Origin of the sequence: Nonomuraea ferruginea (genome assembly GCF_039540635.1) — a bacterium.
GTDB lineage: Bacteria > Actinomycetota > Actinomycetes > Streptosporangiales > Streptosporangiaceae > Nonomuraea > Nonomuraea ferruginea.
The window spans coordinates 23,158-48,138 of sequence record NZ_BAABFD010000005.1; the positions used below are offsets into that span (position 1 = coordinate 23,158).

23 protein-coding genes and 1 pseudogene are annotated in these 24,981 nt (G+C 71.6%); 15 read left to right on the forward strand and 9 right to left on the reverse strand.

Annotated features, from left to right (window positions below; translation table 11 throughout):
* Positions 1-2,865: an AfsR/SARP family transcriptional regulator gene (locus ABD999_RS11030; protein WP_271278215.1), complete on the reverse strand. Its 2,865-nt coding sequence runs from the start codon at positions 2,863-2,865 to the stop codon at positions 1-3.
* Positions 2,866-3,146: 281 nt separating this feature from the next.
* On the opposite strand from ABD999_RS11030, the gene ABD999_RS11035 reads away from it, so the two are divergent.
* The 4 genes from ABD999_RS11035 (at position 3,147) to ABD999_RS11050 (ending at position 6,781) form a co-directional block, all read left to right on the forward strand.
* Positions 3,147-4,154 (forward strand): aldo/keto reductase, encoded by a 1,008-nt coding sequence (locus ABD999_RS11035; RefSeq protein WP_271278214.1) that lies wholly within the window; start codon positions 3,147-3,149, stop codon positions 4,152-4,154.
* Positions 4,155-4,241: 87 nt separating this feature from the next.
* Entirely contained in the window at positions 4,242-4,400 is a 159-nt protein-coding gene (locus tag ABD999_RS11040) for a winged helix-turn-helix domain-containing protein (protein ID WP_271278213.1), read from the forward strand.
* A gap of 80 nt (positions 4,401-4,480) precedes the next feature.
* Positions 4,481-4,771: a hypothetical protein gene (locus ABD999_RS11045; RefSeq protein ID WP_271278212.1), complete on the forward strand. Its 291-nt coding sequence runs from the start codon at positions 4,481-4,483 to the stop codon at positions 4,769-4,771.
* A 171-nt stretch (positions 4,772-4,942) separates the two neighbouring features.
* Complete coding sequence (locus ABD999_RS11050; protein WP_271278211.1) at positions 4,943-6,781, forward strand: AfsR/SARP family transcriptional regulator; 1,839 nt, start codon at positions 4,943-4,945, stop codon at positions 6,779-6,781.
* Here ABD999_RS11050 and ABD999_RS11055 read toward each other — a convergent pair.
* The gene (locus ABD999_RS11055; protein ID WP_345482665.1) at positions 6,778-9,591 is read right to left on the reverse strand and encodes an ATP-binding protein; all 2,814 of its coding nucleotides are present in this window, start codon (positions 9,589-9,591) and stop codon (positions 6,778-6,780) included. The two genes, ABD999_RS11050 and ABD999_RS11055, sit on opposite strands and share 4 nt — an antisense overlap.
* Before the next feature lie 117 nt (positions 9,592-9,708).
* Between ABD999_RS11055 and ABD999_RS11060 the strand changes: the two genes are divergently transcribed.
* From ABD999_RS11060 to ABD999_RS11070, 3 genes are read left to right on the forward strand one after another with little or no spacing between them, the layout of a single operon-like run.
* A complete protein-coding gene (locus ABD999_RS11060) occupies positions 9,709-10,053 on the forward strand; it encodes a VOC family protein (RefSeq protein WP_148031031.1) in 345 nt (114 codons plus the stop codon).
* A gap of 44 nt (positions 10,054-10,097) precedes the next feature.
* Positions 10,098-10,709 (forward strand): VOC family protein, encoded by a 612-nt coding sequence (locus ABD999_RS11065; protein WP_148031030.1) that lies wholly within the window; start codon positions 10,098-10,100, stop codon positions 10,707-10,709.
* Positions 10,710-10,753: 44 nt separating this feature from the next.
* Positions 10,754-11,194 carry an iron chaperone gene (locus tag ABD999_RS11070; protein WP_148031029.1) on the forward strand — a complete coding sequence of 147 codons (441 nt, stop codon included), beginning with the start codon at positions 10,754-10,756 and terminating at the stop codon, positions 11,192-11,194.
* Positions 11,195-11,214: 20 nt separating this feature from the next.
* On the opposite strand, the gene ABD999_RS11075 is transcribed toward ABD999_RS11070, so the two are convergent.
* Together ABD999_RS11075 and ABD999_RS11080 are read right to left on the reverse strand one after the other, a co-directional pair.
* Positions 11,215-11,961: a hypothetical protein gene (locus tag ABD999_RS11075; protein WP_271278005.1), complete on the reverse strand. Its 747-nt coding sequence runs from the start codon at positions 11,959-11,961 to the stop codon at positions 11,215-11,217.
* Positions 11,962-12,430: 469 nt separating this feature from the next.
* A complete protein-coding gene (locus ABD999_RS11080; RefSeq protein WP_345482667.1) occupies positions 12,431-12,982 on the reverse strand; it encodes a DUF5994 family protein in 552 nt (183 codons plus the stop codon).
* Between the two features lie 372 nt (positions 12,983-13,354).
* Between ABD999_RS11080 and ABD999_RS11085 the strand changes: the two genes are divergently transcribed.
* The 7 genes and pseudogenes from ABD999_RS11085 to ABD999_RS43900 all read left to right on the forward strand — a co-directional run.
* The gene (locus tag ABD999_RS11085; protein WP_271278004.1) at positions 13,355-14,473 is read left to right on the forward strand and encodes an AI-2E family transporter; all 1,119 of its coding nucleotides are present in this window, start codon (positions 13,355-13,357) and stop codon (positions 14,471-14,473) included.
* A 153-nt stretch (positions 14,474-14,626) separates the two neighbouring features.
* Positions 14,627-15,025: an STAS domain-containing protein gene (locus ABD999_RS11090; RefSeq protein WP_271278003.1), complete on the forward strand. Its 399-nt coding sequence runs from the start codon at positions 14,627-14,629 to the stop codon at positions 15,023-15,025.
* 180 nt (positions 15,026-15,205) lie between these two features.
* Positions 15,206-16,207, forward strand: a complete 1,002-nt coding sequence (locus ABD999_RS11095; protein WP_271278002.1) for a glycosyltransferase family 4 protein — start codon at positions 15,206-15,208, stop codon at positions 16,205-16,207.
* A gap of 196 nt (positions 16,208-16,403) precedes the next feature.
* Positions 16,404-17,546: a glycosyltransferase gene (locus ABD999_RS11100; protein ID WP_271278001.1), complete on the forward strand. Its 1,143-nt coding sequence runs from the start codon at positions 16,404-16,406 to the stop codon at positions 17,544-17,546.
* Positions 17,543-18,547, forward strand: coding sequence for a glycosyltransferase (locus ABD999_RS11105; protein WP_271278000.1), 1,005 nt, complete (start codon positions 17,543-17,545; stop codon positions 18,545-18,547). The genes ABD999_RS11100 and ABD999_RS11105 overlap by 4 nt, the downstream gene beginning before the upstream one ends.
* Entirely contained in the window at positions 18,544-20,019 is a 1,476-nt protein-coding gene (locus ABD999_RS11110) for a glycoside hydrolase family 130 protein (protein ID WP_271277999.1), read from the forward strand. Before ABD999_RS11105 ends, ABD999_RS11110 begins: the two co-directional genes overlap by 4 nt.
* Before the next feature lie 115 nt (positions 20,020-20,134).
* Positions 20,135-20,215 (forward strand): annotated as a pseudogene (locus ABD999_RS43900) (hypothetical protein); the annotation flags it as partial.
* A 257-nt stretch (positions 20,216-20,472) separates the two neighbouring features.
* On the opposite strand, the gene ABD999_RS11120 reads toward ABD999_RS43900, so the two are convergent.
* From ABD999_RS11120 to ABD999_RS11135, 4 genes are all read right to left on the reverse strand, one after another.
* Positions 20,473-21,381, reverse strand: a complete 909-nt coding sequence (locus ABD999_RS11120) for a LysR family transcriptional regulator (protein WP_271278008.1) — start codon at positions 21,379-21,381, stop codon at positions 20,473-20,475.
* Between the two features lie 163 nt (positions 21,382-21,544).
* Positions 21,545-22,531 carry an acyl-CoA desaturase gene (locus tag ABD999_RS11125; RefSeq protein WP_271277997.1) on the reverse strand — a complete coding sequence of 329 codons (987 nt, stop codon included), beginning with the start codon at positions 22,529-22,531 and terminating at the stop codon, positions 21,545-21,547.
* Positions 22,532-22,546: 15 nt separating this feature from the next.
* Positions 22,547-22,963, reverse strand: coding sequence for a UBP-type zinc finger domain-containing protein (locus ABD999_RS11130; RefSeq protein ID WP_345482671.1), 417 nt, complete (start codon positions 22,961-22,963; stop codon positions 22,547-22,549).
* A gap of 145 nt (positions 22,964-23,108) precedes the next feature.
* Entirely contained in the window at positions 23,109-23,978 is an 870-nt protein-coding gene (locus tag ABD999_RS11135) for an LLM class flavin-dependent oxidoreductase (RefSeq protein ID WP_271277996.1), read from the reverse strand.
* Between the two features lie 85 nt (positions 23,979-24,063).
* Between ABD999_RS11135 and ABD999_RS11140 the strand changes: the two genes are divergently transcribed.
* A complete protein-coding gene (locus ABD999_RS11140; protein ID WP_271277995.1) occupies positions 24,064-24,552 on the forward strand; it encodes an SRPBCC family protein in 489 nt (162 codons plus the stop codon).
* Here ABD999_RS11140 and ABD999_RS11145 read toward each other — a convergent pair.
* On the reverse strand, positions 24,537-24,908 hold the full coding sequence (locus ABD999_RS11145) for an ArsR/SmtB family transcription factor (protein WP_271277994.1): 372 nt from the start codon (positions 24,906-24,908) through the stop codon (positions 24,537-24,539). The genes ABD999_RS11140 and ABD999_RS11145 overlap by 16 nt on opposite strands.
* Positions 24,909-24,981: the final 73 nt, after the last annotated feature.

The window sequence follows — 24,981 nt, forward strand, 5'->3', positions numbered from 1 at the left end:
TCACGATCCGGTCCCTCGCGGCGCGACCGGCCGCGAGGGACCGGAGCTTCGCGCCCCGCCGAGCTTGACCCGGACCTCCTCGGCGCGGTGGTGGCCGAGCTGGTCGAGGATGTCGAACGCGTCCTGCCAGTGACGGTGGGCGGCGGCGGGATCGCCGGCGTCGTGAAGGATGTCACCGAGCGAGCTCAGCGCCAGGCCTTCGGAGTACCTGGCGCCGAGCTCGCGGAACAGCGCCAGCGCCCGCGCGTAGCAGGTGACGGCCTGGCGGAGATGGCCGAGGCGGCGCCGGATGAAGCCGAGGCTGTCCCAGGTCGCCGCCTCGCCCTGACGATCGGCGATCTCCTGGTAGAGCGACAGGGCCTGCCGGCAGTGGGCGAGGGCTCGGTGATGGTGGCCCAGGTGGGCGTGGTGCCAGCCGATGGCGTTGAGCCCGGCGGCCTGGCCGCGCCGGTTCTTCAGAGTCCGGAACAGGTCGAATGCCTGCTCGTCGTGGGGCAGCGCCTCCCGGTGGTGGCCCTGCTGTGCGAACAGCCGGGCCATGCAGCGGTGGGCGTGGGCCTGCCCGGCGCGGTCACCGAGCGCACGAAACAGTCGCAGGGCCTGCCGGAGGTGCTCGCCGGCATCACCGTACCGCCGCACGGAGATGTACGCGAGCGCGAGGCCGCAGTGGGCGTGGGCCTCGGCGGGGCGGTCCGCCAGACGCCGGGCGGCCTCCAGGGCGGCGCGCTGCGTCGCGGCCTGATCATGCCACAGCCCTCGCCTGTCGCAGAAGGTCATGAGCGCCCACCCCAGCCGGCAGACGTACGCGTCGGACCCGGCGTCGTCGACGGTGGCCAGCAGCGCCGGGTACTCGGCGCCGAACCAGGCCCGAGCCGCGCGATGGTCGGCGATGTCCGCCACGACGACGCCGGGCCGGGGCGGGGGCAGCGTCAGCGGCTCGCGGTGCGGGCTGAGCGCCCGATCCGCGCGATGGGCGGTGTGCAGGTAGTGGTCGAGCAGCCGCCTCAGCCCGGCTCCCCCGGCGTCGAGACGGCCGGACAGCTCGGCCGCGTAGAGCAGCACCAGGTCATGCGCCCGGTAGCGGTCAGGAACCGGCTCGTCCAGCAGATGCGCGTTGACCAGCTCGCGGAGGAGGGCCCGGGTACGGGTGACGGTCAGCGCCGTGAGGCTGGCCACCGCCGGCAGGCTGATCTCCGGTCCCGGGGCGCGGCCCAGGAGGGCGAAGACGCGGGCCGCACCGGAGGACAGGGCATCGTACGAGCAGGACAGGACCGCCCGCAGGTTGACCGCCAGTTCACCGCCGTCCAGGGCGTCCAGCCGGGTGGTGGCCTGCCGCAGCTCACCGGCGAGCACGCCGAGGGAGAGCCCGGGGCGGACAGCGGCGCGGGCGGCGATGACGCCGAGCGCCAGCGGCAGGCCCCCGCAGTGGCGGATCACGGCGGCGACGGCCTCGGGCTCGGCCGCCGTCCGGCTCGCGCCGAACTCGCGGGTGAGCAGCCGGCCTGACTCGGCCTCGGTCAGCACGTCCAGGACCAGCGGCCGGGCGCCGTGCGCGGTGATCAGCCCGGTCAGCCTGCGGCGGCTGGTGACGAGCACGGCGCAGGTGGGAGTGGCGGGCAGCAGCGGCGCCACGTGGGCGGAGTCGCGGGCGTTGTCCAGCACGATCAGCATGCGTCTGCCGGCGGTCAGGTGCCGGTACATCGCCGCCTGCGCTTCCGGATCCGGCGGGATCACGGCGGGCGGCACGCCGAGAGCGTCGAGGAAGGAGCGCACCGCGACCGCCGGGTGCAGAGGATCCGCCGCCGGGTCGAAACCCCGGAGATTGACGTGCAACTGGCCGTCGGGGAACCGGTCCGCGTTCTCATGGGCCCACCGCAGAGCCAGCCACGTCTTGCCGAGGCCGCCGGCACCGCTGATCGTCACGGTGCCCCCCAGGCCGGACGGCGCGCGCATGGCCTCGCCGAGCGCGGCGAGCTGGCGGGCCCGCCCGGTGAACGACCGCGGTGGCGCGGGCAGCTGACGCGGGATCAGCGGCTGGACGGGCCGTTCGGCCGCCTTCACGGGCTCGCGTACGACCAGGGCCGGATCCGTGGTCAGGATCCGCACGTGCAGATCTCGCAGTGCCCGGGTGGGGCCGGCGCCGAGTTCCTCGGCGAGCAGTCGCCGAAGCCGTTCGTAGACGTCGAGCGCGCCGGCCTGGCGGCCGCAGCGGTAGAGGGCGAGCATCAGCTGACCCGCGATCCGTTCGTCCAGCGGATGCGCGGAGGCGGAGGCGGTCAGCTCCGCCAGCAGCCCGGCGTGCCCGCCGCGGTCGAGGACGAGATCGTTGCGGTCCAGTTCGGCGGCCAGACGCTCCAGGGCCACGCCATGACGGACGTCGTTCAGCCACGCGGAGTCATGCCCCGCCACCAGGTCGCCGCGCCATAGACGCAGCGCCCTGTCGAACAGGGCCAGGGCGGTTCCGCCCTCCTCCGCCTCGCGGGCTTCGGCGACCAGCTTCCGGAACTTGAGCAGGTCCACGGTCATGGGGTCGGCGGTGAGGGCGTACCCGCCGGGCCGGCGCACGAGGCCGACACCGTCCATCTCGGTCAGCACCCGCCGCAGCCTGCACAGATAGCCGTGGACGGCCGCGCGGGCGCGTTGCGGAGGGGCCTCACCCCATACCCGATCCAGTATCTGGTCGGCCGACACGACACGATTGGCCTCGATCAGGAGCACCGCCAGGACGCGGCGTTGCCGTGCGTGGCCGAGATCCACGAGCCGGCCGCCGGCCGCCGCCTCGACCTCGCCGAGCAGCCGGAACTCCACCGGCGGCCCGGCCGGTATCGTGCCCGTCGAGTCCGCCGGAGCGTGCTTCATGGCCATCGGGACCCCCATAGAGCCCCTTCCGACCGGTGGGATCGCGCGTACATTCCCGATCTTCAGGGGGACATGGCAACTGACTCCCTGATGATCGCCTCCGGCCCGGCATCGATCCACGTCTATTTACCGGCTGCACCGGACTCGGCGTCGAACCCGGTGGCCCACCGGCCGGGCACTTGACCTGGAGCGCACTCGAGCTTCTAGCGTCATGACACGGGCGCGCCACGGGGGCCGCCGGGATCGCGGGCGTCATCGCCACGAGATCGAGGAAGGACGCGAATCACATGAAGACCGTGCAGCTCGGCCGTACCGGTGAACAGGTCAGCCAACTCGCCCTGGGTTGCATGATCATGGGCACCGTCACGCCGGAGGACGAGGCCGTCGCGATCCTGGACCGGTACGCCGAGGCGGGCGGCGGCTTCCTGGACACCGCCGACTGCTACGCCTGGTGGGAGCGCCGGGGCAGCCGCGGCGGCGAGAGCGAGGAGCTGATCGGCCGCTGGCTGGCCAGGACCGGACGGCGCGAGGACGTGTTCCTGGCCACCAAGGGCAGCGCCGTCCCCCGTGACCTGGACGCGGTCTGGGCCGGCGGCCGGCCGGACTGGGAGGTGGCCTACAGGACGTTCTCCGGGGCCGGGGCGAAGACCCTGCGGGAGGCGATCGACGGCAGCCTGCGCCGGCTCGGCACCGACCACGTCGACCTGTACTACGTCCACGTCGACGACCGGGCCACGCCTCTGGAGGAGACGCTGGAGGCGCTCGCCGGGATCGTCAGGGCCGGCAAGGCCCGCCACATCGGCTGGTCCAACGCGCGGACCTGGCGGCTGGAGCGCATCCGGCAGCTGTGCGCCCGGCATGGCTGGCCGGCGCCGGTCGCGCTCCAGCAGCAGCACTCGTACCTGCGCCGCCGCGCCGGGCTCCGGCACGCGTCGATCGTGGACGACGAGCAGCTGGACTACCTGGAGGCGCATGACGACCTGACCCTGGTGGCGTACTCCCCCATCCTCAAGGGCATCTACGACGACCCGGCCAAGCGCGAGGGCCACGGGGCGATGGAGCCGTACGGCGGCCCGGACGCCGAGGCCCGGCTCGCCGCCGTCGCCGAGGTGGCCGCCGAGGCGGGCGTGACGCCGAACGCGCTGGTCCTCGCGTGGCTGCTGCGCCAGACCTCGCCCACGGTCGTGCCGCTGATCGGGCCGCGCACGCTCCAGCAGTACGAGGCGGCCCTGCCGGCGCTCGACGTCAAGCTCACCGACGAGCAGTTCGCCCGCCTCGACACGGCCGGCGCCTGAGACGAGATCCGCACCGTCTCCCGCCGCGCCGCCACGCGGGACACCGAGCTCGCCGCCGTCCACCTCGGCGACCACACCGTGGACCTGGTGCGCAAGACCGTGTCAGGCGGCCTGCGGCTGACGCCCACCGAGTGGCACATCCTGGAGATCCTGCTGCGCGACCCCGGCAAGCTCATCCCCCAGCGCTACCTGCTGGCCGAGGTGTGGGGCAGCACGTACGTCAAGGAGACCCACTACACCCCGTGAAGGCGGCGCGAAGGCCGCATGAATGTGCGCGGGAATAGCCTGCCCGCTGTTCCCCAGCAGATTTGAAACGGAGGATATAGGTGCGTATCGCCATTATCGGCACCGCGCTCGCGGTCGGTCTCGCGCTCTTCACCGGCAGCGCCGCCGCGACAGCCACGGTCGCGAAGTGCAACTGGACCCAGGCGAAGCTCAACGTCAGCAAGACGTTGTATCGCACGGCGACGGGATGGACCCCCAAGGGGTCGATTCCCAGCGGCACGGTGATCATTTTTTATTACACGAAATACTCCCGGTTGTCCGTCCCGTCGCGCAACGGCTATATAGCGCCTGGGGGGATGACGGTCATCGACGGGGGCACCTGCCCGTCCTGACGCGCGTCGCTTCGCCACCGCCGCCGGCCTCGTCCGCGCGGCGGTCCGCTTTTCCGGGGGTGACGCCTCATGGGCGACTGTTAGTCCCTGTTCGAAAGGTTCGAGCGGGCTCGCCGTCCGCTCTAGCGTGTGCCGCGGCTGTTCTCCGGCACTCGCACGAAGGTGATCGTCATGGTGGCGTCGCGTTTCTCGATCTTGGGGTCACTGTCCGTCACGACCGAGGAGGGCATCCGGACGTCCGTGCCGGGCCAGAAGAACCGGGTCCTGCTCGCCACGCTGCTCCTGCACGCCGACCAGTGCGTCTCCGTGGACCAGCTGGCCAGGCGCCTCTGGGGTGACGGCCTCCCGCGTGACCCGCGCCGCGTGGTGCAGACGTACGTCGTCCGCCTGCGTCGATGGCTCGGCGACGGCGGCCTGATCCGGACGCGGGACGGCGGCTACACCATGGAGCTCGACCACGAGCGGCTGGACCTGCTCGAGTTCCGGCGGCTGCTGCGTCTCGCGGCTAGGGCCGGCCGCCCGGAGGACGAGGTGGCGCTCCTGCGCCGGGCGGTGGGCCTCTGGCGCGGCCCGGCGTGCGAGAACGTGGAGTCGGACGTGCTGCACCACCTGGATGTGCCCATCCTCACCGAGCAGTATCAGCACGCCGTCGAGCGGCGCGTCGACCTGGAACTCCGGGCAGGTCCGCCAGGTGAGCTGATCGCGGAGCTGCGGGCTCTCACCCGGGAGCATCCGCTGCGTGAGCGCCACTGGGCCCAGCTGATGACGGCGCTGCGCGGGTGCGGGCGCAGGGCGGAAGCGCTGGACGTCTACAGCTCGGTGTTCCGTACGTTACGTGACGAGCTGGGGATCGAGCCGGGCCGCGAACTGCGCGAGCTGCACGAGGCGATCCTGTCCGGCGACGACGTCGCCTTCCCGGGTGTGACGCCGCCACGGGAGCTCCCTCCTGACGTCAGGCACTTCGTGGGCCGTGCCAGGGAACTCCGGCTCCTGGACGAAGCCCTGGCCGAGGAGGGTTCCGCGGCCAGGACCGCCGTCGTCGTCGGTCGTGGCGGCGTCGGCAAGACGGCCATGGCGATACGGTGGTGCGCCTCCGTGGCCGGGGACTTCCCGGACGGGCAGCTGTATCTCGATCTGCAAGGCTTCGACGCGCGGCCGGCGCTCGAACCCGCCGACGCGCTGCGCGCCCTGCTCCGCGGCCTCGGCGTCGCCCCCGGCGACATACCGGCCGACGAGACGGCGGCGTCCGCCCTCTTCCGGACGCGCACCACCGGCCGCCGCCTGCTCGTCCTGCTCGACAACGCTCTCGACACCCGGCAGGTGCGGCCTCTCCTGCCGGGCCGCGGGCCGGTGGTCGTCGTCACCAGCCGCAACCAGCTACGAGGGCTCGTCGCGAGCGGCGCCGCCACACGGGTCGTCCTGCGCCCCCTGTCAGACGACGAGTCGGCCGCCCTGCTCGCGGCCCTGCTCGCCAAGGACCCGGCCTGGCGGGAGACGGACCAGGCACGCCGCCTCGCGGCCCTGGCCGAGGGATTGCCCCTGGCCCTGCGCGTCATCGGCGAGAGACTCGCGCGTCAGCCCGAGCTGCCGCTCACGGACCTCGTACGGGACATCGACGCCGATCCGGACGCCGTCGCCTCCGGTGACGACGCGGTGCACGCCATGCTGTCCTCCTCCTACGAGCGGCTCGACACGACGACGAAGCGCGTCCTGCGCCTCACCGGCGGTCTCCATCCGGGCCCGGTGCTCGACCCGCGCCCGGTCGCCGCACTCGTCGGCATGCCGGTCGACCGGGTACGGGCCCACCTCGACCACCTGGTGGCGAACCACCTCGCCGAGCAGACCGGCCCCCACCGCTATGAGCTGCACCGCCTGGTCAGGTCGTACGCGGCCGCGGAAATGCGACGCCAGGACACGGCACCGGACCAGGACGCGGCCCGTGCCGCCCTGCTGTTTCTGCGCGAATACAGACCATCCACGATCGACGCGGAGGCCCCCGTCCGGTTCTAGCCCTCGGGCGGCGCCGGAGCTGGGGCCATCGGGGCGAGTCCGAGGTCGCGTAGCGTGGCGGCGCCGCGTGAGGCGTGGGCGCCGCCGGCGAGCACCAGGGTTCGCGCGGACTGGTAGCGGCAGCCGGCGGCGTCGAAGGCGGCCGCCAGGGCGGGCAGCGCCTCCCGGTCGCCGTCGAGCAGGGCTCCGGCTCGCTCCACGATGGCGCCGGCGACCGGGTTGCCGGCCACGACGGCCCGCGCCCCGGCCACGCGGTCGCGGGCGTCGGGGCTCCCGGCCAGCACGGCGGCTTCGGCGCGCAGCGCCACGTACCAGTGGAGCCAGATCCAGGTGACCCACTGCCACACCTCGCCCGGCTCGGGCGCCAGCCGCTCCAGCGCCTCCGCCGCCTGCCCGCGGTGGAGGAGCGGCAGCGCGTCGAAGACCGCCCCGTAGCCGCGGGTGTTCCCCGGGGAGTCGTCGAGCCGGCCCAGCACCGCGCTCCACTCGCGCGAGGCGTCCAGGTCGCCGCGCAGGGCGTGCGTCATCGCCACCGCGGCCGCCGGCGGGCCGAGGACCGACCTGGCGGGCCGGCCGGCCCGCTGCCACGCGTCGAGGAACCGCACGCCGCCGCTGAGCACGTCCTCGACGTCGCCCGCCAGCGCGTCGGCCACCAGGAGCCAGCCCGTGGCGCGGTGGCCGACCTCCGCCAGCAACGGATGCTCCGCGAGCCGCCGCGCCCACCGGCGGGCACCCGGCAGGTCGCCGGTGCCGATGCCGGCCTCGGCCGCCTCCCCCAGCGCCTCGATCAGCTCGTGGGTGCCGGCCGGGGTCTCCGGCGCGGACGAGAGCAGCGTGATCCGCCGCCGGGCCGTGCCCGCGGCGGCGAACGTGTCACCGGCCCAGCTCCGGGCGCAGGTGAGCGTGTCGAGCGCGGCGGACTCGGCGAGCGGGTCGCCCGTGCGGCGGGCGAGCTCGACCGCTCGTTCCGCGCGGGCGATCGTCGCCTGGACCGCGTCGTCCAGGCCCTCCTCCGCACCGACCTCGGTGAGCGCCCGCCCGGCCTCGGCCAGCGCCACGGCGGCCTCGGCGGCCGCGTCGCCGCCGGCCAGCTCCCGTGCCCGGGTGATGAGCGCGTCCGTCTCCTCCGGTGGCAGTTCCCGTACGAACTTGCCGGAGAACCGGCAGGCGTTGGCGGCGGCGGTCGCCAGGTCACAGGCGGCGCCGGTGAGGTCGCCCGACCGGCGGGCGGCGTCCGCGGCGGCGCGCTGCAGGCGGTACATGTCGTCGCCGCGCATCCTGCACCCGGCCACGGCGGCGGCCTGCCGGAGCATCGGCGCGGCGGCGTCGTCGCCGGCGAGCGCCGCGGCCTGCTCGTAGCGCTCCTGGGACTCGCCGATCAGGTTGCGGGTGAAGGTCAGCTCCGCCAGGCACCGGGCGAGGCGGTACGCCTCCGCGCGCCGTTCCGGCCGGTCGGCCGCCCACGTCAGGGCCGCGCGCAGGTCGTCCGCCACCGCGTCGAACCCGGCCCGCCAGCCCTCCCGCGCCACCGCCAGCCCGTCGGCCCGCTCCAGGCACCAGCGGACGTGGCGGGATCGGGTGACGGCCAGCTCATCGGCCTCGGACAGCCGTTCCATCCCGTACTGGCGGATGGTCTCCAGCGCCCGGTACCCGGTCCCGCCCGGGGCGGCCGTCACCACGAGCAGGCTCTGTTCGGCCAGCCGGGCCAGCCCTTCGGCGACGATGCCCTCTTCGTCCCCGGCCACCTCCGCCGCCGCGGCGGCGGTGAACGGCGCGACGAACACCGACACCCGGCGCAGCAGCGCCCGGTCGGCCGGCTCCAGCAGCGCGTGGCTCCAGTCCAGCGCCCCCCGCACCGAACGATGCCGCTCGTCGGCGCGGGAGCCGCCCGTCAGCATCCGCAGCGGGTGGGACAGGGCGGCGGCGATGCCGTCCAGCCCGAGCGTGGAACACCGGGCGGCGGCCAGCTCGATCGCCAGCGCCATCCCGTCCAGCCGCTCGCAGACGGAGGCGACCTGGTCGCGCAGCGCGGGATCCAGCGGCCGGCCCGCCGCCGCGGCCCGCTCCATGAACAGCGCGACCGCGTCGGACCCGCTGTCGGCGGACAGCGACAGCGGCGGAACCGTGTACACGCGTTCGAACGGCACCATGAGCCGTGCCCGGCTGGTCGCCAGCACCGTCACGCGCGGGCACGCCGCCAGCAGCCGCTCGGTGAACAGCGCCACCCCGTCCAGCACGTGCTCGCAGTTGTCCAGCACCAGCAGCGCGTGGCGGTCGGCCAGCGCGGCGGCCACCGACTCGGTCAGGTCGCGGCCGGGCTCCTCACCGAGGCCGACGGCCCCGGCGACGGCGGTGGCGACCAGGCCGGGATCGGTGACCGGGACCAGGTCGGCGAACCACACGCCGTCGGCGTACTCGCCGGCCGCCCGCGCGGCCACGGCCAGCGACAGCCGGGTCTTGCCGACTCCGCCTGGACCGACCGCGGTCACCTGGCGGTTCGCCTTGATCAGCTCGGCCAGCTCGGCCCGCTCGCTCGCCCGTCCGACGAACGAGGTCAGCGGGGCCGGCAGGACCGGCGCCGGCGACGGGGCGGCGCCGGCCGGCTCGGGCGCGCGCCGAGCCAGCGCCCGGCGGTCCGGCACCTCCAGCTTGCGCAGCAGCGAGGAGACGTGACTCTCCACCGTGCGCACCGAGATGCACAGCCGTGCCGCGATCTCGGCGTTGCTGAGATGGGCCCCGACCAGGTTCAGCACCTCGGCTTCCCGAGCCGAGATATCCACTTCTGTCGCCACTGTCCCAGTTTGGCGCATCCGCTCCGTACGTGGTCCGTGCCGTCGATCCGTGGCCGGATTCCGTGGTGAGCACGGATGTGGACCGGACGGGCCGGGCGGCAGGCTTTACCCAGCGACGAACCACGAGGAGCGACCATGACCATCTCCATCAAGACCGTGCTGCACCCGGTGACCGACCTGGCCAAGGCCAAGGCCGTGTACGCGGCCCTGCTCGGTGTCGAGCCGCAGACCGACTCGTCCTACTACGTCGGCTTCGAGGCCGGGGGCCAGCACATCGGGCTGGTGCCCGGCGGCGGGCCGCAGGGCATGACCTCGCCGGTGGCGTACTGGCACGTGCCCGACATCGAGGCGAAGGTGGCCGAGATGACGGCCGCGGGGGCCACCGTGCGGGAGGCCGCGCACGAGGTCGGCGCCGGCCGCCTGGTGGCCACCGTCACCGACCCCGACGGCAACGTCCTCGGACTGATCCAGGACCGATGAGCCCCCTGATCGACCACGACCCCGACTCTCCCAAAGGAACCGCCATGACCTCCTTCGCATCCGTCACCCTGGAAGTCCCCGACCCCGCCGCCGCGGACGCCTTCTACCGGGCCTTCGGCCTGGACCCGTACGTGCACGTCCGTGCCTCCGACGCGCCGGCGACCGGCTTCCGCGGCTTCGCGCTGTCACTCGTGGCGGCCCAGCCGGGTGACGTCGACGCCCTCATCGGCGCCGCGCTCGACGCCGGCGCCACGACGCTCAAGCCGGCCGCGAAGGGGTTCTGGGGCTACGGCGGCGTCGTACGCGCCCCGGACGGGACGATCTGCAAGATCGCTACCTCGAAGAAGAAGGACACCGGCCCCGCCGCCCGGCGCATCGAGCAGGTCGCCCTCCTGCTGGGAGTGGCGGACGTCAAGGCGAGCAAGCGGTTCTACGTCGAGCGCGGCCTGGCCGTGGCCAAGAGCTTCGGCGGCAAGTACGTCGAGTTCGACACCCCGTCGTCGGCCGTCACGCTGGCGCTCTACCCGCGCCGCGCGCTGGCCAAGGACACCGGAGTCGCCCAGGAGGGCGCCGGGTCGCACCGGCTCGTGATCGGCGGCGACGCCGGGCCCTTCACCGACCCGGACGGGTTCGTCTGGGAGCCCGCGTCCGTCTGAGCCGTTCCGCACATCTTCGAAAGATTCGAAAGAGATGTCCTGTCATGAGCAGCACGTACGAGGGATTCACGGCCGAGGAGCGGGCCGCGATGAAGGAGCACGCCACCGAACGGAAGAAGGCGGCACGGCGCGGCACGCACGCGGACAAGGCGGCGGAAGCGGCGCGAGACGTGCTCGCCAAGATCGCCGAGATGCCGGACCAGGACCGGATCATGGCCGAGCGCGTGCACGCCGCCGTCATGGCCGGCGCTCCGGCCCTGGCGCCGAGGCTCTGGTACGGCATGCCCGCCTACGCGCTGGACGGCAAGATCGTCTGCCACTTCCAGCCCTCGGGGAAGTTCAAGACCCGCTACGCGACGCTCGGGTTCAGCGACCGGGCGAACCTGGACGACGGCCCCATGTGGCCGGTCGCGTTCGCCCTGACCGAGGTGACGCCCGAGGTCGAGGCGCGGATCAGCGCACTGGTGAAGCAGGCGGCGAGCTGAGGCCCGGCGCACGCGGACGGTCAGTCTCCGATGTCGGTGGTCACCTTCCCGGGATCGGGCGCCTTGATGGACACCTTGGCGCCCCACCCGGTGAAGCGGCTGTCGATCACGATCGTCTTGCCTTCGTGCTGGTTGGTGTCGAACACGCCCGTGGCCGCGTACGACGACTTCACCCTGCTCACGAGCCCGGCCGAGGTCAGCGTGAGCGTGTAGGAGACCTTCGTGTCGTTGTGCATGCGCAGCGGGATCGACGCGTCGAACCAGCGTGACACCTTCTCCAGCTCCTTGAAGGTGATCTTCCCGGTGAGGCTGCTCCCGCGCAGTCTGCCCTTCTTGACCAGCGCCGCGAGGGTCTTCGGCTCGGCCGGGTTGATGACCTGCCCGTAGAAGCCGCTGCCGCCGCCGAGGATGGCGTTGCCCTTGAGCCAGGTCTTGCCCTCCGGGAAGCGGCCTTCCCACATGCCGCCCGAGGTGTAGCTGACCTTGCCGACGCTGATCGTACGCTCGCGGGGCCGGGTCGGGGAGGTCGCGGTGATGTCGGAGGCCGCCACGCCCTTGGCGTTGAACTGGAAGGTCCCCTTGCGGCTCTGGATCTTCTTCTTGCCGCCGCCGGAGAGCGTGGTCGTCTCGGTGAACCGCACGCCGTGGCCGGCGGTGAGCTTGCTCTTGAGCGCGCGTACGGGGTCCTTGGGGGCGGCCTGAGCGGGCGCGCCCGCCGCCAGCAGGCAGCCGCAGGCCACCAGTGCGGTGATCGTGGTCTTCTTCACGATCGGTGATCTTGCCGCGGGCGGATCACGGCCGAGGATCGGTGGACGATCGGAAGGGCAACGGCCCGCGCCGTCAGGTCTCTCACGGACACCCCTCGCCCCCGCGAACACGTCGAACCGGTCGATCCCCCCTCTCAGTCGGACTGCGGTGAGACATGGGACGCCGTGCGATTGTTCGGGTGGACCTCCCGGATCGGCGGGGTCGCCACCACTCTGTCCCTTGCTCCAGGGCGGACGGATCTTCTCCTGCCGGACGAGAGGAGCGTGGGCGGACGTGCAGGAGAGCCGGTGCGGGGGGTGGTCATGGAGAGTCTCCTTGCCGGAGAAGCCGCGATGCGATGAGATGCCTGCCGGCCGGAGATCGGCCCGCCGCCACGAGGGGCGGTGCCTGAGCCGCTCAATCCGGCCGGCAGGCGGCACGTGGGTGACCTCACGCCAGGGCTGAGGCTCGATCGTCTGCGGCTGTCGCCTACTGTGCGATGACCGATCCGCCCTCGTTCTCCCAGCGAGCGGGGCTGTCGCCGGTCCCCGCGCGGAACGCGGGATCGGGTGGCGGGCCCGCCCGGGTGAGAATGTCGTCGGTGGTCAGGCCGGCGATGTCCCGGGCGGTGAGCTTGAGCGTGGTCTCGGCGGCGTCGGGGGCGGTGTCGGGCGGGATGATCAGCAGGACGATCGGCTCGCCGGCGGCGAGGACAAGAGTGATCACCCGCGGGTCGGTGTGGCGGAACCAGCCGACGCGGACCTGCCGCCCACGGGCGAGGATGCGGCGTGGAATGCCCTGCCAGGCGTCATGGTGCAGGCCTATCCTCAGCGTGGTCCGGCCCAGTCGCTGGTCGGCGGCGGCGATGAGTTCGGGCAGTTCGGCGGCGGCGTCGCGGGAGTGGGGCCACCAGGCTCCGTCCACGACGGCTCGGCGATCCAGCACGGGGTGAAGGCTGAGTCGTAGCGCGGAATCGAAGCGAGGGATCGCGGAGGAGGCGGTGCTGAGGGGTGCGGATTGAGGAGTCAGTGTCGGCATCATGGTCGGCTGACCTGTCCAGGCCCTGGTGAAGGGGCCGGTATTGGTTCGCCGGGGGCGACGCAGACCTGAATGCCGACGCTCGAAATGTCCTCGGTGTCTCCACACTACCTCATGACCTCTTCAGCGGGGCGGGGCAGGCGCAGCGGCCCCTCACACGGCGTGCCCCCATCCACGGCAGCCGAGCCCACAGATGCGGCCACTCGATCGCAGCCGGATCAGTCGACATCGTGACACGCCTTCGGCGTAGAGACCCAGCCAGGACGACAAGCATTGCGATCTTCAGGCGGCCGGGTGGAGCTATTCACTCTGCAAAATTCCCGGATCGAAGCTGGGAAGCGCGCCTGTCTCCCCCCGGTGGGGAAGTCTCCATGCATGGATTCACGCCAGGAACGCCTGCTGCGGTTAGTCCCTCCGACCTTGGCCAGGATGGCCGCGTGGTGCGCGTGTCTGATCGTCATCGGCATCGTGGCCAACTATGTGTTCGGCTTCGTGGCGACGATGCGCCTCATCGCCCTGCCCGTGGCGATCGCGCTGCTCCTGACCGCGCTGCTCTTCCCGCTCACCCGGCAACTGCGGATGTCGGGCCTGCGGTCGATCTACGCCACCTGGATCACCATGATCGTCGCGTTCGCGGTGCTGAGCGGGACGGGCTGGATCATCGGCGTCCGGGCCAACCAGGAGTTCCCCGGGCTGGTGACACAGGTCAGGCAGACGGCGAAGTCGGTGGAGGAGTGGCTCTACACCGGCCCTCTGGGACTGGAGCCCATCCAGCTCAGCGGCTTGGTGGACGAGATCGCCAAGCTGATCAGCGAGCGGCAGCAGCAGATCACCACGACGGTTCTCGCCGGCACCGTGGTGGTGGTGGAAGTGCTGGCCTCGATCGTGCTCCTGCTGTTCGTGACGTTCTTCCTGCTCAAGGACGGTGACCAGATCTGGTCCTGGTTCCTCAAGGGGTTCGGCCGGATGGCGCCGCGGGTCGACCGCGCCGGGCGGACCGCCTGGGCCACGCTGTCCCACTACGTGCAGGGCACGGTGGCCGTGGCCGCGGTGCACGGCGTGCTCATGGGCCTGGTGCTGGCCATCATGGGCGTCCCGCTCTGGGCGGCGCTCGCCGTGCTGATCTTCCTGGCCAGCTTCATCCCGATCGTCGGCATCCTCTTCGCCGGCGCGGTCGCGACGCTGGTCACGCTCGGCGCCAAAGGCCCGATCTACGCGCTGATCTTCATCGGCATCCTGATCGTCGAGCAGCAACTGGAGAACCACGTGCTCCAGCCGCTGATCGTCGGCCGGGTGCTGCACTTCCACCCGCTGGCGATCATCATCGTGCTGGCCGTCGGCGGCATCCTGGCCGGGATCGCGGGCGCGGTCGTGGCCGTGCCGATCACGGCCATCCTCTACAGGGCCGTGCCCGAGCTCTTCAAGGAAGATCCGATCCCCCTCCCGCCGTCTCCGAAACCACCGACCCAACCCGTGCCTCCCGGGAAGGACTGAGGGCGATCGTCCGCTCGGCCGGTGTTCTCACCTGGAGATGAGCAGGGCGCGGATTGCTGCTTTCCGCCTGGCCGGGGCTGTTGGACGATCACATCACCACACCTGACCGTTCTCTCAGCCAGGTTTCCCGTACCCCCGCCGGCAGGAGCCAGCATGAACACCGCAGACCCGGCCGGCGAGCTCTCACCCAGCACGGCTGTCGGCCGACTTTTACGGATCACGCCGCTCGCCGATCACGTGGGCCTGCGGATCGAGGGCGAACTCGACCGCGCCACGCTGCCCGCCCTGTCCTCCGCGCTGGACTCGATGGCGAGCCGCGGCAGCTTCTCGGTCGATCTCAGTGGCCTGGTGTTCTGCGACGTCGGCGGGTTACGCGCCCTGGTCACCGCCGCGGCCGGTCTCCGGAGCGGCCACACCCTGACCTTGCGGTCGCCCTCCCCGCAGGTACGACGCCTGCTCGAGCTCACCGGCCGGCCCCGGACGACCGGCTTTCGCCTGCAGGTGCCGTCGCGCCGCTGCCCGGCCCGCCCGCGCCGGGCACGGGCCCGATAGACGCCTCGCCGATGTGCCGGTGACCACCTTCTGGTGATCACGGTACGAGATGAGCTCTTCTCTCTTTCACGATTGTCCGGAAGGGAGGACCGGACTTGAATGTGAACCCGAAGGAGTGATGGCGTCCATGTCAGACGATCGTGTTCCGGTGCGGCGGACCCCAGCCACCGTCTCGTGAGAGTGGCGCTGCTGGGACCGGTCGCCTGGCGTACGCCTCCGCGTCTTTACGGCCCGTGGGAGCAGGTCACGAGCCTGCTCGCCGAGGGCCTCGCCGCCGCCGGTGTCGACGTGACGCTCTTCGCCACGCTGGACTCCGTCACTTCTGGATCCCTGGACGGGGTCTGCCCGCGCGGGTACGCCGACGATCGATCGCTCGACGGGCGGGTGTGGGAGGCGATGCATGTCGCGCACGCGTTGAGCCGTTCGCATGAGTTCGATCTCGTCCACAACCATCTCGACTGGCTGCCGCTGGCCTTCGCCGATCATTGCCGGGCTCCGTTGCTCACCACGGTTCACGGATTCTCCGGAAAGGGGATACTCCCGGCCTACGCCCATGCCCGGTCCACCTACGTGTCCATCTCGGACGCGGACCGTGCCCCCGAACTGGACTACGTCGCCACGGTGCACCACGGCATCGATTTCGACGCGTTTCCCTTCGATCCGGTGGGCGGCCGGCGGCTGATCGCGTTCGGCCGCATCCATCCCGACAAGGGGACGCACACCGCCATCGAAATCGCCCGGCGGGCCGGCATGCCGCTGACCATCTGCGGGATCGTCCAGGACGAGCAGTACTTCGAGAAGCGGGTCGCTCCGGAGGTCGACGGAAGGCAGGTCAGGTTCCTCGGATCGGTGGGACCCGCGCAGCGTGGCGAGATCCTCGGCGGCGCCGCCGCCCTGCTGCATCCCATCGCGTTCGACGAGCCCTTCGGCCTGTCGGTGGTCGAGTCGATGGCCTGCGGCACGCCCGTCGTCGCCTACCGGCGCGGATCGATGACCGAAGTCGTGGACCAGGGGGTGACGGGTTTCCTGGTGGACTCCCTCGACGAGGCGGTCACCGCCCTGACCCGCGTCACCACGGTCGATCGCGCGGGCTGCCGCGCGCGGGCCGAACTCAGGTTCAGCGCCGATCGGATGGTGGCGGGCTACTTGGGTGTCTACCGCGAGATGCTGGGGGAAGGTTGAGCGAAGAACATTGTCAGGTGTACGAAGACCAGGCCATCGGCTGAGGGTCTCGGCAGCCGGGCCCCCGTATGTGGGCGGGCCCCCGGTGAAGGCTCCAAGGTTCCACCACACAGGCAGACGGGGGTAGCCGTCTTCACCGATCGAGCCGCATCGGCGTCCGCTCTGGTGCGGGCCGAGTGACCGAAAGGCATGGCAGTTGGCCTTCACATACGGCTTTCTCAGCACCCATCCGCCCACCCAGTGCGGGCTGGCGACCTTCAACTCCGCCCTGGCCGCCCATCTCACCAGCGGCGGTGAGCTGCTCGGCGGCATCGTCCGTGTCACCGCGGCAGGCGACGACGAACGACCGCAGCCCGGGGTCGTGCACACCTGGACCCCGGGCGGACCCGGCGGCTGGAAGGCGGCGGCCACCGCTCTGGAGAGATTCGACGTGGCCATCGTCCAACACGAGTACGGCATCTACCCCGGTCCGGACGGCCAGGACGTCCTGCCGCTGCTCCGTCGCCTCACCGTGCCGAGCATCGTGGTCCTGCACACCGTCCTGACCAGACCCACTCCGCGGCAGAAGGCCCTGCTCGAGGAGATCGGAGCCGCCGCCGGCGCGATCGTGACCATGACCGGCACCGCGCGTGACCGGTTGGCCGCCGGCTACCGGGTCGACACCGGCAAGGTGTTCGTCATCCCGCACGGAGCCGCCGACCACATGCGGGTCCCGGCCCAGTTCCGACCCCGTCCGCACCTGCTCACCTGGGGACTGCTCGGGCCGGGCAAAGGCATCGAGTGGGCGTTGCGCGCGCTCGCGCTTCTGAGGGGCCTCGACCCGTCGCCGATCTACACTATCGCCGGGAAGACCCACCCCAAAGTGCTGGAGCAGCAGGGCGAGGCCTATCGTGACGAGCTCCATGAGCTCGCCGCCCGGCTCGGGGTGTCTTCGGACGTCCGACATGATGCTCTCTATCGAGATCAGGACTCGCTGAGCCGGCTGGTCCGCTCAGCGGACGTGGTCGTCCTGCCCTACGACTCCGCGGAGCAGGTCACCTCCGGTGTCCTCATCGAGGCCGTGGCCGCGGGCGTGCCGGTCGTCGCCACCTCTTTCCCGCATGCCGTGGAACTGCTCACCGGCGGCCCAGGACTCCTCGTCCCACACGGTGACCCCACCGGGCTCGCCTCCGCCATACGCAGGGTCCTCATCCAGCCGGGGCTGGCCGACAGTCTCACCAGGCGTACCCGCGCCCTGATCCCGACCCTGCTGTGGCCCGCGGTCGCGGCCCGGTACGACGACCTCGTCCGCTCGCTCGTCGCCGAGCGGCCGCCCACAGCGGTCGCGGTGCTGCCGTGAGCACCGCCACCCCCGGCTTCAGGCACCTGATCCGGCTCAGCGACGACACCGGTCTGTTCGAGCATGCCCGGCACGCCCTCGTCCGCCGCCAACATGGCTACTGCACCGACGACGTCGCCCGCGGGCTGGTCGTCGCCACCCGCGAACCGCGCCCCGCCCACCGGCTGACCCGGCTGGCGGAGAGCTACCTGGCCTTCCTCACGCACGCTCAGGACCGTTCCGGGGCGTTCCACAACCGGCTCTCCTTCGACCGGCGCTGGGACGACCAGCCGGGCGTCGGCGACTGGTGGGGACGGGCGATGTGGGGTCTGGGCACCGCGGCGGCCCGCAGCCCTGTCCCGTGGATCCGGGACGAAGCGCTGCTCGCCTTCACTGCCGGCGCCGAACAGCGCTCCCCGCATCCGCGCGCGATGGCCTTCGCCGGGCTCGGCGCTGCCGAGGTCCTGCGGGCCGACTCGGACAGCAGCGTGGCCGCCGGCCTGCTGATGGACGCCGCGGAGGCGATCGGCGCTCCCTCGGAGAACCCCTCCTGGCCGTGGCCGCAGCCGCGCCTGACCTACGCCAACGCCGCTCTCGCCGAGGTGCTCATCGCCGTCGGCGAGCTGAGCGACGACCGGCTACGGCTCGCCACCGGCCTGCGCATGCTCACCTGGCTGTGGGATGTCCAGACGAGGCACGGCCGGCTCGCGGTCGTGCCCGCCGCCGGCTGGCGCCTGGACGCGCCGCGACCCCGCTTCGACCAGCAGCCGATCGAGGTGGCGGCACTCGCCGACGCCTGTGCCACCGCTGCCCGCGTGAGCGGCGACCAGGCGTGGCAGGAGAGGGTACGGCGGTCGGTGGCGTGGTTCCAGGGCGCCAACGACGCCGATGCTCTCATGTGGGATCCGGCGACCGGCGGAGGCTACGACGGCCTGACCGAGCACGGCCCGAACCTCAACCAGGGCGCGGAGTCGACCATCGCGCTGATCTCCACCATGCAGCATGCCAGGCGGCTCCCATGACCAGCGGAGACCTCGCCACACGGCTCGGCCCGACGCTCACTCCCGACCCGCGAAGAGTGATCATCAAATTCTTCGTGCCCGGCGAGGACGCCGCGCTCACCCGTACCCGGGCCGCAGCCCTGATCGACCGCGTCATGCTTCTTGACGACGACGAGACGACCGAGATGCTTCAGATGACACTGCGGCGATTCGGCGGTCGGCACCACGACCTCGAAGCGACGTTCGCCCATCACCACGACCTGGTCCGCCATCGCGTCCCGCGCGACGTCGACCTGTCCCCGCGGGCCCGCCTCCTCGTGGGCGCCTACTTCAGCCACGAGTACGCCGTCGAGGCCGCGGCGGTGTGCAATCCCTCGATGGTCCCCCATCCCGACCAGTCCGGTCTGCGCCCTGGACAGCTCCGCGTGGTGATCAGTCTGCGGCAGATCGGCGAAGGCCACCTGTCCTCCATCGGCTTCACCACGGCGCTGCTCGGCCCCGGCTCGGACCTGATCGTCTCCGATCGCTCCGGGACCCTGTCCATCGGGCGCCGGCACCGGACCCACCATCGGCGGGACCTGCTCGCCGCGGGGCTCTCCGACGAAGCCTGGGACAACGAGGTGACCGCCACCATGCTGGCGTCCCTGCCGGAACGCTTCGACGACGACGATTTCGAGCAGGTGCTCGGCCAGTTGCCGGTCGACCTGCTCACTCGTACCACCACCCAGCGGACCGTGGAGGAGATGCGCCGCGCGACGCGCCCCGACTCCGCCGTGGCTTTCCCCGCCGATCTCCCCCTCCACCGGCGGGTGCTCTGGCCGGGGACCGCGGCCGAGAGCAACGGCATGGAGGACGCCAGGTTCGTCCAGGTCGTCGGCGATGACGGCCGGCCGTCGTATCGCGCGACCTACACCGCGTACGACGGGCGGCACATCCGTTCCCACCTGATCGAAAGCGATGATCTGCGGCATTTCACATTCACCCCCATGCGCGGCCCCGCCGCCGTCAACAAGGGCATGGCGTTGTTCCCGCGATCGGTCGGGGGGCGCAGCCTGGCGCTGTGCCGTTCGGACGGCGAGACCATCGGTCTCACGACCCTCGACGGGCACAACAGATGGCAACGGCCGGTACCTCTGTACGTACCCCGCCGCGGCTGGGAACTGATCCAGGTGGGCAACTGCGGATCCCCCATCGAGACCGGGTTCGGCTGGCTCGTTCTGATGCATGGCGTCGGCCCCATGCGCGACTACGCCATGGGCGCCTTCCTGCTCGACTCCGACGAGCCGCATCGGGTCATCGCCGAGCTCCCCGGCGCGCTTCTCGCCTCCGCCGACGGCGAACGTGACGGCTACGTGCCCAACGTCGTATATTCCTGCGGCGGCCTGCTGCATGACGACGCCGTGTGGCTGGCCTACGGAGCGAGCGACACGCGCATCGGATTCGCTCGCGTGCCGGTCGCCTCTCTCATCGGGGCGATGCGTCCACCGCGCTGACACGTTCGGCCGGTGGCTGAATAGGGGGCGATCGACGCGCCGGCATCCTCAAGCCGATGCCGGCCCGCGGCGAGCCGCAGACGCCCACCACGCCGTCTCGATCACCGACGGCGCGCTGATGGCCGGCCGCGGCTACGACCCGGTCATGGGCGCCCGGCCGCTGCGCCGTACGATCCAGCGCGAGCTGGAAGACTCGGCTCCTCTACGGCGAGCTCCGTCCGGCCGATCGTCAAGGTCTCCGTCGACGGCCTCGGGCTGGTCTTCACCAGCGAGGACGCCCCCAGCGACCTGCGTCAGGACGCGGCGGCGCCCGTGTGAGACTCGCGCCTGAAGCCCCGCCGCGATCATCCCGCTGATCGCCGCACTGACGAAGGCCATCAAGGTCGCGCAAGAACCCTGCCGGCATCAGCAGTCACTTCCGTAGGCGCGCGGGCTCTCTCCGCCGGGCTCAGGTCACATGGCGGGGCTGACCGGTTCGAGCCAGCCGAGCCGCTCGGCCAGGTGCTGGGCGCTGTCGATGACGGTGGCGATGTGCGGGGACGGGTTGTCCTGATGCCACAGCAGTGACCAGGGGTAGTGCGTGGTGGGTTCCGTCAGGGGCCGCCAGGTGGTGCCCGGCCGGTTGGAGGTGCGGAACGAGGAGGGGACGCAGTGCAGGCAGCGGTGCTGCAGGACGAGGTCGGCGGCGGCGCGGCTGCTCTGCACGGTGCCCTCGTAGATGGTGGGCGCGAACCCGGCCGAGCGGCACAGCGTGATGACGAACCGGTTGAGCTCAGGGGTCTGTGATTCCTCGCCGACCAGCAGGGGTTCGTCGGCGAGGGCGGCGACGGGGACACCGTCGAGCTCGGCGAAGCGATGGCCGTCGGGCACCAGCACGCCGAGCGGGTCGAGCCTGATCAGCTTGGAGGTCACCTCGGCCGGGACCTGCGAGGCGTGTCCGATGCCGATGTCGAGACGGCCGTCGGACAGTTGTCGGTACTGCTCGGGGGTGCCGGCCTCGACCTGGTGGATCGTGAGGTCGGGATGGGTGTGCTGGAGCTCGCGCAGGACCTGCGGCATGGTGTCGTAGCCGGCGTCGATGATGCCGGCGCGCAGCGTGGGCGCCGGCGTGACGGCGTTGCGCGCGGCGTGCCCGGCCCGGCCCACGTGATCGAGGATCTGGCGCGCCTCGACGAGGAAGGCCGCGCCCGCCGGGGTCAGGTCGACGTGGTGGGTGCTGCGGTCCAGGAGGCGCACGCCGAGCTCGCGTTCCAGCCGCTGGATCTGCTGGCTCAGCGCGGACTGCACGATGTGCTCGCGCGCGGCGGCCCGGCCGAAATGCAGCTCTTCGGCCAGTGTCACGAAATAGCGCAGCTGACGCATCTCCACGCCGGCCACCCCTTCCGTCCGGACGGCGCCCATGCGGGGCCGTCTCTCCCACTCTAGGCTCCACGTGATGGTGCGGAACCCTGTGAGGAGTGCCGGAGCGATCGAGGGATGCCCGTGACCGGTGGCGAAGCCGGCGCGCCCTTAGGACATTCATCGATCATCGGCCGTGTGACGGCCGGCCGACGCGACGGCGTTCAGTGCGCTCGTGATCGGGCCAGTGCACGTTGCTCGCCCAGCCGAGCCGCTCGAACAGGCCGATCACGGTGGCGGAGGGGTCGATCTGGCCACGATCGAGGCCGTGGCGGGCGCAGCTTGGCTCGCTGTGGTGGCCGTTGTGCCAGCTTTCGCCGAAGGACAGCAGCGCCAGCGGCCACAGGTTGGAGGAGCGGTCGTGGCGGCGGGTCTTGAAGGGCCTGGCGCCGATGACGTGGCACAGGGAGTTGACGCTCCAGGTGACGTGCTGGAGCAGCGCGACGCGGATGAGGCCGGCCCACAGGAAAGCGGTCAGGGCACCGTACAGGGTGCCGGTGATCGCCCATCCCGCCAGGAACGGCAGCGCCAGCGACAGCGCGCACAGCGCGGGAAAGGCGCGGGCCACCCGTCGCATGGCCAGATCGGCCAGCAGGTCCGGGGCGTACCGCTCGGCCGGGGTCCGGTCCTCGGCGAACAGCCAGCCCAGGTGGGCGTGGGCAAGCCCCCGAAGCTGCCCGCGCAGGCCCGAGCCGTACCGGTAAGGGGAGTGCGGGTCCCCCGGCCGGTCGGTGAAGGCGTGATGGCGGCGATGCACCGCCACCCAGTCGATCACGTTCCCCTGAAAGCCCATCGACCCGGCGACCGCCAGCACCACCCGCAGCCGCGGCGAGGCGATGAAGGAGGCATGGGTGAGCAACCGATGGAACCCGACCGTTACGCCTAGGCCGGTCAGCACGTACAGGACCGCGGCCAGCAGCAGATCGGTGAGCGTGACCCCCTGCCCCCATGCCAGGAAGATCGCGACGGCCAGCGCGACGAACGGCAGGACCACGATCGCCGCCGTGAGGCCGATATGTACCCACCCGGCCGGAACATGCTCTTTCGCCTCGGGGAACGGCGAGGTGCCGTCGTAGTCCTGACGGCATCCCGCCGCCTGCTCGGAAATCGTCATGATCTCTCGTCTCGTTCATACGTTTCGGCGGTGCACGTAGCACCAACGCCAGGTCGAGCTCGGTTCCAGGGCGGCGACGACCGGGTGGTCGGTCTCCTGGTAGTGGGCCTTGGCGTGGCCGCCCCGCGAGTCGTCGGAACAGGCGACCCATCCGCAGCTCAGGCACACCAGCAACCATGTCCAGGACTGTCCGAGTGCCAGGCACGCCCGGCACTCGGGTGGACCGTGCTCCACGACCGGACACCGATCGATGTGCTCGCAGCGCGGGATCTGGCCGTTCAGGCCCATGCGGCCGGGCGTGCTCGTTTCTCGTGCGTCCAGGGTCATGACGACCCCCTCACGATGACAGCGACGCAAGCTGCGCCGTCTGGTCTGTGACCAGTCAACGCGGTCGGCGAACCGATGGAAACGCGCAATCCCAGCTAGCCTCATCAGCTACGGCGATAGCGAGTCCCGGCCCGGTCAGCGTCCGATCTTGGAGACGGCGCCCGAACGCCGGGTCTGCCGCGCTACCCCTTGGCACGTACGAAACACGGATATCCGGCGATGTCCACCGCCGCCCGCCGCCGCCCGGCCGTCAGGTGAGAGCCGCGCCGTAGCGGTCGACGAGACCGGCCAGCCGGGCGACCTGTCCGGCCTCGGGCGACCAGCAGTAGAGGATGACCTCGTCCGCCCCGAGTTCCTCGAAGCCGCGCAGCGCCGTGCGGATCTGGTCCTCGGTGGTGAGCATGCCCTCGACCATCCAGTGGGAGGCCCCCACGATCGCGTAGCACTCGCTGATCGCCGCCTTGGCCGTGGCCACGGTCTCCGCCGAGCCGAAGGCCACGTTGAGCTGGCCGACGTTGCGCGGGCGCCCGGCCCGGCCGGCCTGCGACCACTCCTTGTCCACGGCGCGGAAGAGGTCGCCGGCCCACGGCGGAGGAGCGGCGCACAGCAGCCCGTGGCCGAACCGGGCCACCCTGGCCAGCGCGGCCGGCGCGAACGCGCCGAACAGGATCTCCGGGCCTCCGGGGGTCAGCGGCGCGGGCCCCACCGGCCCGAGCCCGCCCGCCGTGCGCTCGCCGGCCCACAACTGGCGCATCTCGGACAGCTGGTCGTCGAGTCGTCGTCCTCGCCCCTTGAGCGGCATTCCGGCCGCGGCGAAGTCATCGGTCCGGCTGCCGACCCCCATTCCCAGCGTGAACCTGCCCTGAGCGAGCCGATCGAGGGTGGCCACCTGCTTGGCCAGCAGGGCGGTGTCACGCAGCGGGCCGATCAGCACTTCGGTCTGGATGCGGATCCGGCGGGTGACGGCGGCGATGGCCGCCAGCATCACCAGCGGCTCGGGGTTGCGCCAGATGAAGCGGTCGAGCAGTCCCAGCGTGCTGAACGGTCCCGCGTCCGCCTGCCGGGCCCAGTCGAGCAGGAGGTCCGGTTCGTCACCCGGCAACCCTATTCCGATCTTCATCGGTGTCTCCTTCGCAAGTGCGCCTTCTTATCTGCGGCGATAGACTCGCTCTGGTTCTTCAGTCGCTGATCGAGAGCTGACACACATGACGGACGACCCCCGCGCGATCAGGCTGGACGAGTTCGTGCCCTACCCTCCCGACCGCGTGTGGCGGGCGTTCGTGGAGCCCCGGCTGGTGACGAAATGGCTGGGGCCGGAGGATTTCCAGCCGGTCGTCGGCCACCGGTTCACCATCGTGACGCAGGCCGTGCCGACGACGAAGTTCGACGGCGTGATCCACTGCCAGGTGCTGGCCATCGAGCCCGAGCGGATGCTGCGCATCAGCTGGGACGACCACGGCCCGAGCGGAGCGCGGTGCACGGCGACCTGGCGGCTGGTCGCCGAGGGCCACGGCACCCGCCTGTTCTTCGACCACGAGGGCTTCGATCCGGACGACGAACTGCAGCAGCGAGCGCGCCGGATCATGGGCGGCGGCTGGCGCTCGTGGTTGTTCAGCCGGTTGGAAACGGTCCTCGCCGACGACACCGCCGGGCGGGACGCGACCGGCGAAGGGCTCCCCTACCGCCCCGCCTGATCGGCCTCCTCCTCCACCACCGTGTCGCGCAGGAGCCTCAGCCGGTCCTGCCAGTAGACCTCGTACGGGTGGAGCCAGTTGGAGATCTCCTCCAGAGGCGCCCGGCACAGCGAGTAGTGGCGTTCCCTGCCCACTCTCCGCTCGGTCACCAGGCCGGCGTCGCGCAGCACCTTCAGATGCTCCGACACACTCGGGCGGGCCATGTCGAAGTGCGCCGCCAGGTTGTTGACCGAATGCGGCCCGGCGAGCAGGAGCTGGAGTATGCGGCGCCTGACCGGGTTGGCCAGCGCCGGGAACACGTCGTCGAGCAGGGTGGGGACGCCGTCTGGCGTCGTCGTCTTCCCGCTCCGCGGCATGATGAGCAACCCTTGATCGCACTGTCGCCGGCGGCCCGGTATGCGCCGACCCGCCTACATTATCAGTAGGCGC